This is a genomic window from Eubacterium sulci ATCC 35585 (assembly GCA_001189495.1).
Taxonomy (GTDB): domain Bacteria; phylum Bacillota; class Clostridia; order Peptostreptococcales; family Anaerovoracaceae; genus Eubacterium_B; species Eubacterium_B sulci.
This window is the reverse complement of sequence record CP012068.1, coordinates 1,562,011-1,576,985: the sequence shown is the minus strand read 5'-3', so window position 1 is coordinate 1,576,985 and position 14,975 is coordinate 1,562,011. Positions and strand designations below refer to the sequence as shown.

The following is a 14,975-nucleotide window of genomic DNA, read 5'->3' as shown; positions in this document are numbered from 1 at the left end:
GGATAGACCATTTCATGCTATGAGAATTTTCTCTGGTATCGTGGGGAATTAGCTCAGCTGGGAGAGCACCTGCTTTGCACGCAGGGGGTCAAGGGTTCGATTCCCTTATTCTCCACCATGAACCTTGAAAACTAAATAACGTGTATCACAAAAAAACGAAAAGATTTGTAAAACAACAAATCACAACGAAACGAAATCGAGAAATTTTTGCTAGAAACGTAAGTTTCTAAGATAATCGAAAGAGAGTCTAACGAATAGCAAGGGTAAACGATTTCAACCGAGAAACCAGAAAAGAGCAATTTACTGAAGTTAATTAATAATGGTAAAAGCTACACACTTGATGGTCAAGTGAATAAGAGCATAAGGCGGATGCCTTGGCACTGGGAGCCGACGAAGGACGTGACAAGCTGCGATAAGCTACGGGGAGGAGCACATATCCGTCAATCCGTAGATTTCCGAATGGGGGAACCCACCTATAGTAATGTGTAGGTATTTTCGTATGAATCTATAGTACGAATAAAGGCAACCCGGGGAACTGAAACATCTAAGTACCCGGAGGAAGAGAAAGAAAAATCGATTTCCTAAGTAGCGGCGAGCGAAAGGGAAAGAGGCCAAACCGTTAGTTTACTAACGGGGTTGTGGATCACAGCCGTGGTAGATACAAGTTTAGCAGAAGACAACTGGAAAGTTTGCGACACAGAGGGTAATATCCCCGTATGCGAAAAATGAGTATCACCTATGTGACACCAGAGTAGGACCGAACACGTGGAATTCGGTTTGAAGCCGGGGGGCCCACCCCCCAAGCCTAAATACTACCCAGTGACCGATAGTGAATAGTACCGTGAGGGAAAGGTGAAAAGGACCCCGGGAGGGGAGTGAAATAGAACCTGAAACCTTATGCTTACAAGCAGAGGGAGCGCAAGTGACCTCGTACTTTTTGTAGAACGGGCCAACGAGTTATGGTATGCAGCGAGGTTAAGGTGCTGGAGCACTGGAGCCGTAGAGAAATCGAGTCTGAAAGGGCGAAAGTTGCATGCTGTAGACCCGAAACCGGGTGATCTATCCATGTCCAGGTTGAAGTAACTGTAATAGGTTATGGAGGACCGAACTTATATCTGTTGAAAAAGGTTAGGATGAGGTGTGGATAGGGGTGAAATTCCAATCGAACTCGGATATAGCTGGTTCTCCTCGAAATAGCTTTAGGGCTAGCCTCGTAGTAAGATACCTGGGGGTAGAGCACTGAATGTTCTAGGGGCCTTCACCGGTTACCGAAAACTATCAAACTCCGAATACCAGAGTATCATCTACGGGAGTCAGACTATGTGAGATAAGTTTCATAGTCGAAAGGGAAACAGCCCAGACCGTCAGCTAAGGTCCCAAAATATAGGTTAAGTGGAAAAGGATGTGGGGTTGCACAGACAGCTAGGATGTTGGCTTAGAAGCAGCCATTCATTCAAAGAGTGCGTAATAGCTCACTAGTCGAGTGACCCTGCGCCGAAGATAAACGGGGCTAAAACCTATTACCGAAGCTACGGATACTTAATGTATGGTAGAGGAGCGTCGTATACGGGTTGAAGCAGTACTGTAAGGTATTGTGGACTTTATACGAGAGAGAATGTTGGCATGAGTAGCGCGAGGCAGGTGAGAATCCTGCCCACCGAAAATCTAAGGTTTCCTGAGGAAGGTTCGTCCACTCAGGGTTAGTCGGGGCCTAAGCCGAGGGCGAAAGCCATAGGCGATGGACAACAGGTAGAAATTCCTGTACCACCGAAGGTTGTTTGAATGATGTGGGGACACAGGAGGATAAGCTGAGCACGCCGTTGGTAGAGCGTGTCCAAGCGTCAAGGGAGTATGGATAGGCAAATCCGTTCATATATATTCTGAGGCGTGATGGGGTGGTCAATAGACCTGAAGCAGCTGATTTCACACTGTCAAGAAAAGCCGCTAATTAGACCTAAGGTGCCCGTACCGCAAACCGACACAGGTAGATGAGGAGAGAATCCTAAGGTGAGCGAGAGAACTATTGTTAAGGAACTCGGCAAAATAACCCCGTAACTTCGGGAGAAGGGGTGCCTGCTTCGGCAGGCCGCAGTGAAAAGGCCCAGGCAACTGTTTACCAAAAACACAGGTCTCTGCAAAAGCGAAAGCTGAAGTATAGGGGCTGACGCCTGCCCGGTGCTGGAAGGTTAAGGGGACGTGTCATCGCAAGAGAAGCACTGAACTTAAGCCCCAGTAAACGGCGGCCGTAACTATAACGGTCCTAAGGTAGCGAAATTCCTTGTCGGGTAAGTTCCGACCCGCACGAAAGGCGTAATGATCTGGGCACTGTCTCAACAATAGACTCGGTGAAATTGTAGTACCGGTAAAGATGCCGGTTACCCGCAGCAGGACGGAAAGACCCCGTGGAGCTTTACTGTAGCTTGATATTGAGTTTCGGCGTTGCATGTACAGGATAGGTGGGAGACTATGAAGCAAGTACGCCAGTATTTGCGGAGTCATCGTTGGGATACCACCCTTGTAACGCTGGAATTCTAACCATGTACCGTGAACCGGTGCTGAGACAGTGTCAGGTGGGCAGTTTGACTGGGGCGGTCGCCTCCTAAAGAGTAACGGAGGCGCCCAAAGGTTCCCTCAGCGCGGTCGGAAATCGCGCGTAGAGTGCAAAGGCAGAAGGGAGCTTGACTGCGAGACATACAAGTCGGGCAGGGACGAAAGTCGGGCTTAGTGATCCGGTGGTTCCGAGTGGAAGGGCCATCGCTCAACGGATAAAAGCTACCCCGGGGATAACAGGCTGATACCCCCCAAGAGTTCACATCGACGGGGGTGTTTGGCACCTCGATGTCGGCTCGTCTCATCCTGGGGCTGGAGTAGGTCCCAAGGGTTGGGCTGTTCGCCCATTAAAGAGGTACGCGAGCTGGGTTCAGAACGTCGTGAGACAGTTCGGTCCCTATCCGCTGTGGGCGTTGGAAATTTGAGTGGAGCTGTCCTTAGTACGAGAGGACCGGGATGGACATACCTCTGGTGCACCAGTTGTTCTGCCAAGGGCATAGCTGGGTAGCCACGTATGGACGGGATAAGCGCTGAAAGCATCTAAGTGCGAAGCCCCCCACAAGAATAGATTTCCTCCTTTAAGGTAAGACCCGTGGGAGACTACCACGTGATAGGTCAGAGGTGTAAGTGCAGTAATGTATTAAGCTGACTGATACTAATAGGTCGAGCACTTGACCAGTGGTTTCAAAGGAAAAGAAATGCTAGTGAGAAGCGTTATTTAGTAAGGTTTAATCCGGTGATTATAGCGAAGAGGTCACACCTGTTCCCATCTCGAACACAGTAGTTAAGCTCTTCAGCGCCGACAATACCTGGTGGGCGACTGCCCGGGAAGATAGGACGTTGCCGGTTCATTAAAGACTGCTTATGCAGTCTTTTTTTATGTCTAGAATACTTTTACTAGATTGTAATTATTTGGTACAAATGGTATAATTTACCTATATGTAAATTTACATTTAAGGAGCAGATATATGTTTATTTTTAAGATTATATTTTGCATACTCTTAGTTTGTCCAATGGCATATATTACTTTTCTGCTCTTTAACAGAATGATAGATATGGTCATTAAAAGGAAATAGATATGTGCAATGACAAGAGAATGCCAGGAATCGTGCCTAAGTGTGAACCTGATTTGAACAAGGGTATATTTATATCCGTTGAGGGAGGCGATGGTTCCGGAAAGTCTACACAGCTAGCTAATATTAAGGATTACTTAGAGGCTAGAGGCGTTGATGCTTTGTTTATTAGGGAACCAGGTGGCACAAGCATAGGTGAAAAGATAAGAGACATTCTTTTGGATCCAGCTAATGCAGAAATGTGTGCTATGACTGAAGCAATGCTTTACGCTGCTTCACGTGCACAGATTGTAAGTGAAGTTATTAAACCTGCGCTTTCAGAGGGCAAGGTTGTTGTATGCGATAGATTCGTAGATTCGAGTATTGCTTATCAGGCCTATGGTAGGCAGATGGGTAATGCAATTTGGGATATTAACAAATACGCAGTAGATGGATTTATGCCTGACTATACATTCTTTCTTGATATAAACCCACATATTGCTTCTAGCCGTATAGATAGCAGGGGGGAAGGTAAGGATAGGATGGAACTTCAGGAGGATTCCTTCCGCATGAGAGTGTATAATGGATATCTTGCACTTATGGATGACGAGGCAAATAGAGATAGAATCATAAGGATTGATGCATGCAAAGATATTGAGTCAGTTAAGTCTGAGATTATTGAAAAGCTCGATGTGATTCTTGCAAGGTAAATTCAGAGGTTGTTGTGGGACTTAGTAAGTATTTTAAATATGGTAAATCGCTAGAGTCTCTCAGCGATGCGATTATAAAAGGTAATATTACACATGCATATATTATCGAGGGCGATAGCCTAATTGATAAGCCAGGGATTGCAAAGGCTTTTGCAAAGGCTACTTTATGCAAGGAAAAACCTGGTGAGGGGTGTGATCAGTGTAGCATTTGTAAGCGCATAGATAAGGATTCTTACGAGGATCTTCACTACCTTCAGGATGAGAAGTCAATCAAGAACGAGGCAATAGAACATTTGCAGGGGGAGCTTGCGATGCTTCCTTCAGCAGAGGGAAAGATGCACATTGCAATCATCGAATCTGCGGATACAATGACGGATAGGGCGCAGAACAGACTTCTTAAGACACTTGAGGAGCCGAAGGCGAGCTCTTTGATAATGCTTTTGTCTGAGAACAGCGTAAATTTACTTCCGACCGTTAGATCAAGATGTGCTAGCATCAGAATTAATGATGCAGATTTGTGTTTGGCAGATGATGCAAAGTTACTCGCCAACGCTGAGGCTTTGATAAAGATGGTCGTGGATCGCAATTTGTTTTATGAGCAGAAGAATTTACTGGATAAATGTGTGAAGGATAGACGCGGGGCTTTGAGCTTTCTTGATGCGATAGAAAGAGTTTTGAGAGAGCATCTGATAAACAGTGGCTCTGCGGTAATGAATAGAAATAAAGCTGCGAAGTACATTTCCTATGTTGAGGAGGCTAGACGCAGCATTAATGGCAATTCTAATTTTAGATATGCTATGAAGAATTTAATTTTAAAGATGGGAAGGTAAGCGATGATAAATGTAGCCGGCGTTAAATTTCGCAACAATGGTAAGGTATACTATTTTGATCCGCTAGATTTAGAAGGACTCGAGGTCGGATGCGGTGTAATCGTAGAGACTGCTAGAGGACTCGAATTTGGATATATTGCAATGCAGCCTAATGCTATCAAGGATTCGAGCTTGGTTAAGCCGCTCAAGCCTATTATCAGGATAGCTACGGAAGAAGATATCAAGCGTAGGGATGAGAACGAGAGCAAGAAGTCTGAAGCGATGCGTATTTGTCAAGAGAAGATTGACAAGCGCGGACTTGAGATGAAGCTCATAGATGTGGAATATACTTTTGATAATAACAAGATTGTGTTTTACTTCACTGCGGATGGCAGAATAGATTTTAGAGAGCTTGTCAAGGACCTAGCTAGTGTTTTCAGGATGAGAATAGAGCTCAGGCAGGTGGGAGTTAGAGATGAAGCCAAGATTATTGGCGGATGCGGACCTTGTGGTAAAGGACTCTGCTGTGCTTCTTGGCTAACAGATTTTCAGCCTGTATCTATCAAGATGGCAAAGACTCAGAATCTCTCCCTAAATCCTGGAAAGATTTCGGGTATATGTGGAAGGCTAATGTGTTGCCTAAAGTATGAGAACGATGTGTATATCGAGCTTCGTAAGGGTATGCCTGAGAGCGGTGAGATAGTTAAGACAAGTGACGGAAGAGCAAAGGTTGTAGATTCTAATATATTTAGAGAGACCGTGAGAGTAAGGCTTTTTACTGGCGAGAAGGAAGAGGACGGAAGCGACAAGCTTTCAGAGGATATCTACACATATCGCAAGGAAGAGATAAAGAGGCAGTTTGACAAGAACAAATCCGGTAAGGATAAGAGGTCAAAGGGCGGACATAACAATGACCGAGAAATTCTAAACGAGGTCGATGAAGAATACAAGGCAGAGCTCGAGGAGCTTATGAAGAATAACTAGCATGAAGAGACGAGTAGATGATATAGGTTTCGGTGGACTTAAGCTAGCTCAGGATGAGGATGCCTTCTGCTACGGAACGGATGCAGTTCTTTTAGCTAATATGGCTTGCAGGAAATTGCAGATTACTGAAGATATGAGGGTCTGTGATCTTGGTACAAATACAGCGGTAATTCCACTGATTATGTCAGCTAGATGCAGGGCTAAGGAAATTGTTGGAGTTGAGGTTCAGGAGCAGGCCTTTGAGCTTGCGCAGGAGAACCTTAAGCTTAACTCTTTGATGGATAGACTTAAGCTTGTACTTGCCAATGTTAAAGATATTAAGGGCATGGAGAGTCAGCTACTTGGGGCGGAGGGCTTTGATGTAGTGACGACCAATCCACCGTATATGGAGTCAGGTAGGGGCCTTGTGAGCGGTAATACGGCAAAGGCTATTGCAAGGCATGAGCTTCTTGCGGGGCTTGAGGAATTCCTAGAGGCGGCGGCTTTTTTGCTCAAGGATGGCGGAAGCTTATTCATGGTTCATAGACCAGGAAGGCTGATAGATATATGTGAGGCGAGCAGGAGATTTGCGCTTGAGCCTAAGACTATTCAGCTTGTTAGCGGTAAGCCTGGCGGCGTGCCCAATATACTGCTTATGCACTTTGTTAAGGGAGGCAGGAGGCAGCTCAACTGGCTTGAGAACATCAGCGTAAGAAATGAAGATGGCAGCTTTACGAAAGAAGTTTTGGAGGCCTATGAGGTCTAGCTTTGAGGCTGGAGGCTAAGTTAGTCAGTAATTATTAAGATAAATTAATTGGAGATCAAAGGAGATACCGGGAGGCTTATATGGTTACTATTGATTTGAACAACATGTTATATATTATTTTGATTGCAGTAGCGATAATATTGCTCATATTTTTGATTGTAGCAGTTGCACGTCTTATACAGACGCTTAAGAGAGTGAACGGTATTTTGGAGGATGTTTCTGTTGTTAGCGGAATCGTTAGCGAAAAGGCGATTGAGACAAAGCCAGTTGTAGATGATCTATCAAAGACCATTGCAAGCTTTGCAAGCGCTGCTGCTGGGAATGAATCAAGGGTCGCTTCGCTTTCGAGCATAGCAAAATCAATAAGCTCTTTGATTTCGCTTATCAAAAACGGAAAGAACTAGTTGGAGGGAGAAGATAAATGAAATCGACGGGAATAGTAAGGCCGGTTGACGCGCTAGGGAGAATTGTAATTCCTATTGAGCTAAGACGAAGCCTAGACATAAATACAGATGACAGCCTTGAGGTCTTTGTTCAGGATGACTACATAATGCTAAAGAAGTTCGAAGCGCGATGTGTGTTTTGTGGAAGCGATGAGGATGTACAGGAAGTGCACGGCAAGAACGTGTGTGGAGCATGCATCAAAGAGCTAAAGAAGCTATAGAAATCGTCATAGAAGATTGCTGAATTCGGAGGAAGTCGTGGCAAAATTTTTAGTACAAAACGGAGCGCCACTTTATGGAGTGGTTCAGATAAGCGGAGCCAAGAACGCGGTGTTACCAGAGATGGCATCTGCTATCCTAACAAAAGAAAAATGTAAGATAAGCGACGTGCCTAATTTGATAGATGTTAAGGTCATGAAGGAGATTTTGGTATCTCTTGGTGGAAGCATCAATCAGATAGAGGAAAACGTGCTAGAGATAAATATGGAAGAGCTAACAAAGCGTGAGGCGAGCTACGAACATACGAGCAAGATGCGTGCATCATTTTTGCTGATGGGACCTCTTCTAGCTAGAGCTGGGTACGCTAAGGTGTATATGCCTGGTGGATGTACCATAGGTGAGAGACCTATAGGGCTTCATCTTAAGGGATTTGAGGCTCTTGGTGCTGAGATTATAGCAAAGGAAAACTATATCGAAGCAACAGCGCCAGAGAACGGTCTCAAGGGTGCAGCTATCTATCTTGACTTCCCAAGTGTAGGAGCGACTGAGAACATCATGATGGCTGCTGTTTTGGCAAATGGAACAACATATATTGAGAACGCGGCTCAGGAGCCTGAGATTGTAGATCTTGCTAACTTCATGAACAAAATGGGAGCAAAGATCAAAGGTGCAGGTACTGATACTATTAAAATTGAAGGTGTTAAGTCACTTCACGGGGCCGCTCACAATGTAATTCCTGATAGAATAGAGACTGCTACTTTTATGCTTGCAGCTGCGATTACTCGTGGTGAGGTTATGATAAAGAATGTGGTTCCAGATCACGTTAAGCCTATAACTGCAAAGCTTAGAGAGTGCGGAGTTACAGTTGAGATAACGGAAGAAGGTCTTTATGTAAATGCAGCGGACAAGAAACTTATAGCAACTGATCTTAAGACTCTTCCATATCCAGGGTTCCCAACTGATATACAGTCACCTTTCATGTCATTTTTGACGACTGTTGAGGGTTCAAGCACTGTTATTGAGACTGTTTTTGAGAACAGATTCATGCATGTTGCTGAGCTTAACAGAATGGGTGCAAATATTAAAACCGAAGGTAATCGCGCAATTGTTCAGGGTGGAAAGAAGCTTGAGGGTTCAAGCGTAATTGCAACCGATCTTCGTGCAGGTGCTGCAATGGTACTCGCAGGTCTTGTTGCGTCTGGAACTACTGAAGTTTCACAGATTTACCATGTTGAGCGTGGATACGAGAAGTTCGTAGAGAAATTTCGTGCGCTCGGCGCAAATATATTGAGAATAGAAGACTGACGGCTCATACTGACAAGGTTGAGCCGTTGTCAGCATATAGGATAAATACAAAGTAGATAATATAGTGCTTTGATGATGTCTTGGAAAGAGATGCAATCGAGTTTTAAAGGAGTAAAATATGTCAGATTCAAATTATCTAGAGCTTCTTGCAGACAGATACCCTAATATAAGAGCGGCTACTGCCGAGTATATAAACCTTAAGGCAATACTTGCTTTACCTAAGGGAACTGAATACTTTTTGAGCGATCTTCACGGAGAGCATGAGGCTTTCATTCACATGCTAAGAAGTGCTTCAGGTACGATAAAGACAAAGATTGACGAGCATTATGCGGGGATTTTGAGCGAGGACGATAGGGAGGACCTAGCGGCTTTGATATATAATCCTCAGGCTGAGATAGAAAGACGTAAGAAGACGGAGATTGATTTTTCGCAGTGGTGCGTGACTGTTATCTATAGACTGGTTACAATCTGTAAGTCGGTTTCAACAAAGTACACTAGATCAAGGGTTAGAAATAGACTTCCTAAGTATCTCGATTATGCTATGGATGAGCTTCTTCACGCTGACGATGAGGAAAACCGTGTTCACTACTACAGCGAGATTATTAATACGGTTGTAAACTTTGGTTTTGGTGAAATCTTTATTACAGAGATGGCTGATGCCATAAGCAGACTTGCAGTTGACAAGCTTCACATCATAGGTGATATATATGACAGAGGTGCGCATCCTGATACAATTATGGACTATTTGATGGACTACCACGATGTTGATTTCCAGTGGGGTAACCACGATATCGTCTGGATGGGTGCTGCGGCAGGAAACCTTGCCTGCATAGCTAACATCATTAGAATGAACATCAGCTATAATAACTTTGATATGCTTGAGGTTGGATACGGAATTAACCTTAGAAGACTTACAACATTTGCTGCTGATACATATGGAAACGACGAATGCAAGAAGTTCTGGCCACATGTTTTGGACAAGAACAAATTTGATCCTGTAGACGACCAGCTTGCTGCACGCATGCACAAGGCGATTGCAATAATGCAGTTTAAGCTAGAAGGACAGCTTATCAAAGAGCATCCTGAATTTGATCTAGACAAGAGACTTTTGCTAGACAAGATTGATTTTGAGAATGGTACGGTCAATGTCGAAGGCACAGTTTATCCGCTAAACGATACTTTCTTCCCAACTATTGATCCAAACAATCCATACGAGCTTACCGAGGATGAGCGTGCAGTTATGAATTCGCTCTCAGCGTCGATAATTAACTCTGAGAGGCTGCAAACTCATATAAGGTACATGTTTAGCCATGGAGCACTTTACAAGCGTATAAACGGCAATTTGCTCTTCCACGGATGCATTCCTATGGATGAGAACGGTGACTTCCTTCCTGTGGATATCTACGGAGCAAAGTGTGCAGGTAGAGCTTTGATGGATCATCTCGATAAACAGATTAGAGCCTCGTATTTCTCGCCTGAGAAAATTAAGAAGTACGGAAAGCCTGGAGACCTAATGTGGTACCTATGGCTTGCTAAGGATTCTCCTCTGTTTGGCAAAGAGAAGATGACGACTTTTGAGAGATTGTTCATCGACGACAAAGCTAGCCACAAGGAACCTGTAAGACCTTACTACAAGCTAATAAACAGCAAGGAGCCATGCGAAAAGATTTTACGTGAGTTTGGACTTGACCCAAGTCACTCCAAGATTTTGAACGGACACGTTCCAGTAAAAATCAAAAATGGAGAAAGCCCAATCAAAGGAGGCGGCCTCCTCTACGTAATAGATGGCGGTATATCAAAGGCATATCAAAAGCAGACAGGGATAGCAGGATATACATTTATCTTTAACTCGAGATTTATGGCTCTGGCTGAACACAAGCCTTATGAGCCTTTGAAAGAGGATGGCACTCAGAAATTCTTTAGCCCTAGCATGAAGACTGTGGATACTCTCAAGACGAGAATGCTAGTTATCGATACTGATGAGGGAGCCGAACTTCTAAGACAGGCAGAGGCGGTAAAGCGTCTTGTTGAGGCATACAAAACAGGTGAGATTAAAGAGCGTCCCGAGGGTAAGTATTCGGCGTATAAGGGGAAATAAGTATCTGTCTACTTGTAAAATCGGTGGTTTACATAAGATATAAAAAGAACTGAACAATTTGATACATTATAAATAAGAACATATCGTTAACGAGTCAAAAATAACGATAGTATAAATTATCGGGTTGGTTAGAAAAATCCATCTCTAAACTATCGGGTTGGTGACTATGAATAAAAAGGACATTTTTCGCATGAAATTCATGTGGAAAATGTCCTTTTATATTGCTACTCTTTATTGTATGGACCTCTCTTTCGTCCAATCCTCTTGTTTGTTTTAAGGTTGTCCGATATTGCAAAGTATATTTTTGGATTTAAAGCGAATAGAGTTCTACATCTAAACCGTTTAAAGTTGCCAAGCCCTCTGGATACAGTTATGTATGTTCGGAGTTTTCCGTTGATATTCTCAGAATAAGCATTGGAAAGTTTTCTGTTTTCATATGGTCTTCTGAAAGAATTAAGTATTTCAGTTTTCCATTTTACTAATATGGATGCAAATTCATCATATTGAGGAATTCCGGAGTTATTAAAAAGCCTTACAACATCATCATATTTTTCAACTGCCTCCTCATAGGTTGCTGTTTTGTTTAGCCTTCTGTAATACTCTTTTAATTCATATGCTTCGCCAAGGATTGGGAAAGTATCTTTGATCATCATTAACAAATCTCTTCGATTTAAGGTGGTTTGGAATCTGTGATTATATGCTTTAGCGTTATCTAAATCTATGCCGTCCTTATTTAATAGCCAGTTCCATTTCTTTAAAAGATAATAGCCATTTGAATCGTAAGGACATTGTTTCATAAGGCTAATTCTAAGATTTTCAAAGTCTCTGCACAGGTGTTCAATTACATGAAAAGGGTCAACTGCCACTATTGCATTTGGTAAAAATGACTTTGCAACATCACGGTAAGGTTCCCACATATCAATAGTTACATATTTTACATTATGCCTTTCTTCTCTTGTTTTACTCACGAAAAAATTTGATAGATAATCTTTACTTCTGGAATCCAGAATATCGTATAGGCAACGCTTTTCGTTGTCTACAATTACACATAAATAGCTAGCATTCTTCCTTGAAAGAGAAGGACTATGAAGTTCATCAATGCCAACGGATTCAGGAAGAGGAAGATTAGGGACAACAACATATGAATCAAGATAATTGTTTATCTGTGTGGTTGAAATATTCAGTTCTTCGGAAATCATTTCTAGAGTGTAGCCAAGGTTCTTTAATTTCTTCATAACTTCATCAAGAAGCAAGTATGATGAATTGAATTCAGAGAATGCAAAAGGATTAGGTTCCATGGAAATCTTGCCACAGCCTTTACAGAGATATCGATTGGCATTATATTTGATATATCCGTTAGTATCTCTCAAAACAGGGTGATAGATTGTTTTCATTCTGTGTCCATATCCGATAGTTTCACAACGGCAATATGGACAGGAAAAAAGCTTCCTTTTAAGCTGAACATTGTAGTAAGTTTTACCATTTTCTGTAGAAACAAAGAAATATTCCAGATCAGAATCTCTGATATTGAGAAAAGTTGTGATAAAATCAGTATTAGGAATCATAGAGTTCCTCCCTTCGTAATTAGAGTATTGTGCTTAAATACATTATATGCGAAGGGTTATTTTTTTTACCAACCCGATATTTTAGAGTCCACCAACCTCAAAGAAAAAACGGTCTGTTTTTACCAACCCGATAATTTAGAGAGTACCAACCCCAACCCAATATTTTAGAGCGCCAAAATAACATATGGATACTAAGTGTTGATTAACGCTAGTATCCATTTTTTTCTTTGAGTTGATTCATTATTATCATATCTTAGTGATATGAATATATTGACGATTGTAAGAAATAGCGATATAGTTGAGCTGAAAATGCAATAAATTGCAAAAGAGGTATTCTGATGAAAAACGACAATTTGACGAATCTAATCAAAGCTACAATCCCTATAACGGATGCATTAAAGTATGCTATTGAAATTAAAGATTTAAACGGTGATAGAGTATATGCTAACAGTTCCTTTAATGATATGCGTAAAAGGGGCAGCAGGGAATTTGTAGTAGATGAAAACGACATTTACTTAGATGATGTAAAAGTTGGTGGTATATCTGTTTATCATGATATGTCAGAAATTACTCGACTCAAAATGGAAATTTCAAGGCTAAATAAAAAACTAAGAAAAGTGGAGAGAAGATATACATTTGCAGATATAATAGGACGAGATGTTGAGTTGCTTAAAGTAGTACAAACGGCGAAAATTGCGGCTACAACACCAGCTACTATAATGTTACGAGGGGAAAGCGGTACAGGTAAAGAATTGTTTGCAAACGCAATTCATGGAGCAAGTAAACGACGAACTGAGAAATTTCTCAAAATAAATTGCAATTCGATTCCTGAGGAACTTTTAGAAAGTGAACTATTTGGATATAAAGATGGTTCTTTTACAGGTTCAAGACGTGGAGGAAAAGTGGGATTGTTTAAAGAAGCTGATGGAGGAACACTTTTTCTAGATGAGATTGGTGACATATCCCTAAAAATGCAAGTCAAACTCCTAAGAGTTTTACAAGAAAAAGAGATTATGCCTATAGGTGCGACGGAACCTGAATTTGTTGATGTTAGGATAATTTGCGCAACTAATAAACCTCTTGAAAAAATGATTAGAAATGGAGAATTTCGTGAGGATTTATACTATAGATTAAATGTTTTTCCTATTGTAATACCACCTCTAAGGGAGAGGAAGACAGATATCGGTATTATTGTTATGCATATAATAGAAAAATACAATGAGTTTTACGAGAGGCATGTAAGTAGAATTGATGAAGATGCATTAGAACTACTGTATGAGGAAGATTGGCCTGGGAATGTAAGAGAACTAGAGAATGTAATTTCGAGGGCTCTGATAAACTCAAGAGAAGATAATGATGTTTTGTCACGCTCGGATATAGAATTTGCCTTAAAAGGGATGAATGTTAAAACAGAGCCGTCGCGAATTATGTATCACATGGATATTCCGGACAATTTGAATACTGCTATAAATATGTTTGAGAGCTTTTGTATTCGCGAAGCGATTGACAAATGTGGGGGAGATAAAAATAAGGCTGCAAATATATTAGGTATACCTATAAGAACATTGTACTATAAGTGTAGAAAGTTAGGACTGTGATATGCAATAAATTGCGCTAATGCAATTAATTGCAGCAGTAAATTGCGTAAATAATTGTACTGTAATATAAAATAGTGGTTTTGGATTCTATATCTTATGTGGCATGAATTTTGCTATATATCTTTATATGTTAATATAAAGCTATTTATATAATAAGGAGAGAAAAAATGGATAAAAATAATGCTTTAAATGAATTTGTGGAATCATATTATGGACAATTATCAGATCTAGTGTATAAGAATCCAGTTATGTTATCACCGGAGGAAACTGCTCTTATAATAATAGATGCACAGAAATGTATAACTAAGGAATACTTTATTGCTGGATTTGAATCAATGGGAATAGAGGTTGAACCTTTAATGCCTATTTTAGAACAATTAGAGTCAAATACAAAAGTTGCACTGGAAAATATCAATAAAATTCTTAAAAACTGTCGTAAGGTCGGAATAAGACCTATACACATTAGAATTCAATCGTTACTTAGCGATGCAAAAGATACCGGCGTATTACATAGTTCTGCCGGAATGTATTATCCTCCGGGATGTACCGCGTCGGAATTTTGTGATGAAGCAATGCCGTTAGAGAATGAGATTGTACTTAATAAGACATGTTCAGGAATAGTCGTAGGGACACCAATAGACAGGATTCTTAGAAATTTAGGAATAAAAAATGTAGTAGTTACAGGATTCTATACAGATCAATGCGTAAGCACATCGGTAAGAGATTTGGCAGACCTTGGATATAAGGTGGATATGATTGAAGATGCTATGGCAGCTATGAGTCAAGAAAGACACGACAAAGCGTTGCAAAGTATTAAATACATATATGCGAATTGTGAGAAAACCCAGGAGTTAATTGAGAGGTTAGAGCAGTTAAACTAAATAGAAGAAGGTTAGA

The 14,975-nt window shown here is 41.4% G+C and carries 9 protein-coding genes, 1 tRNA gene, 2 rRNA genes and 2 pseudogenes; 13 read left to right on the top strand and 1 reads right to left on the bottom strand.

Going from position 1 to position 14,975, the window contains the following annotated elements:
* Positions 1–42: 42 nt before the first annotated feature.
* The 11 genes and pseudogenes from ADJ67_07370 (at position 43) to ADJ67_07320 (ending at position 10,915) form a co-directional block, all read left to right on the top strand.
* Positions 43–118: transfer RNA gene (locus tag ADJ67_07370), tRNA-Ala, on the top strand.
* 222 nt (positions 119–340) lie between these two features.
* Positions 341–3,229, top strand: a 23S ribosomal RNA gene (locus ADJ67_07365).
* 53 nt (positions 3,230–3,282) lie between these two features.
* Positions 3,283–3,399 (top strand): 5S ribosomal RNA (locus ADJ67_07360).
* 280 nt (positions 3,400–3,679) lie between these two features.
* Complete coding sequence (locus tag ADJ67_07355; protein ID AKT47715.1) at positions 3,680–4,312, top strand: hypothetical protein; 633 nt, start codon at positions 3,680–3,682, stop codon at positions 4,310–4,312.
* 14 nt (positions 4,313–4,326) lie between these two features.
* Positions 4,327–4,800: pseudogene (locus ADJ67_07350) on the top strand (hypothetical protein).
* A gap of 345 nt (positions 4,801–5,145) precedes the next feature.
* Positions 5,146–6,105 carry a stage 0 sporulation protein gene (locus ADJ67_07345; protein AKT47460.1) on the top strand — a complete coding sequence of 320 codons (960 nt, stop codon included), beginning with the start codon at positions 5,146–5,148 and terminating at the stop codon, positions 6,103–6,105.
* A 1-nt stretch (position 6,106) separates the two neighbouring features.
* Complete coding sequence (locus ADJ67_07340; GenBank protein ID AKT47459.1) at positions 6,107–6,850, top strand: hypothetical protein; 744 nt, start codon at positions 6,107–6,109, stop codon at positions 6,848–6,850.
* A gap of 80 nt (positions 6,851–6,930) precedes the next feature.
* Entirely contained in the window at positions 6,931–7,254 is a 324-nt protein-coding gene (locus ADJ67_07335) for a hypothetical protein (protein AKT47458.1), read from the top strand.
* A gap of 17 nt (positions 7,255–7,271) precedes the next feature.
* A complete protein-coding gene (locus ADJ67_07330; protein AKT47457.1) occupies positions 7,272–7,514 on the top strand; it encodes an AbrB family transcriptional regulator in 243 nt (80 codons plus the stop codon).
* A 37-nt stretch (positions 7,515–7,551) separates the two neighbouring features.
* Entirely contained in the window at positions 7,552–8,817 is a 1,266-nt protein-coding gene (locus ADJ67_07325) for a UDP-N-acetylglucosamine 1-carboxyvinyltransferase (GenBank protein ID AKT47456.1), read from the top strand.
* Positions 8,818–8,935: 118 nt separating this feature from the next.
* The gene (locus ADJ67_07320) at positions 8,936–10,915 is read left to right on the top strand and encodes a fructose 1,6-bisphosphatase (protein AKT47455.1); all 1,980 of its coding nucleotides are present in this window, start codon (positions 8,936–8,938) and stop codon (positions 10,913–10,915) included.
* Positions 10,916–11,139: 224 nt separating this feature from the next.
* On the opposite strand, the gene ADJ67_07315 is transcribed toward ADJ67_07320, so the two are convergent.
* Positions 11,140–12,480, bottom strand: coding sequence for a hypothetical protein (locus ADJ67_07315; GenBank protein ID AKT47454.1), 1,341 nt, complete (start codon positions 12,478–12,480; stop codon positions 11,140–11,142).
* Positions 12,481–12,959: 479 nt separating this feature from the next.
* Between ADJ67_07315 and ADJ67_07310 the strand changes: the two are divergent.
* Positions 12,960–14,078: pseudogene (locus ADJ67_07310) on the top strand (hypothetical protein).
* 167 nt (positions 14,079–14,245) lie between these two features.
* Positions 14,246–14,959 carry an isochorismatase gene (locus ADJ67_07305; protein AKT47453.1) on the top strand — a complete coding sequence of 238 codons (714 nt, stop codon included), beginning with the start codon at positions 14,246–14,248 and terminating at the stop codon, positions 14,957–14,959.
* Positions 14,960–14,975 lie beyond the last annotated feature (16 nt).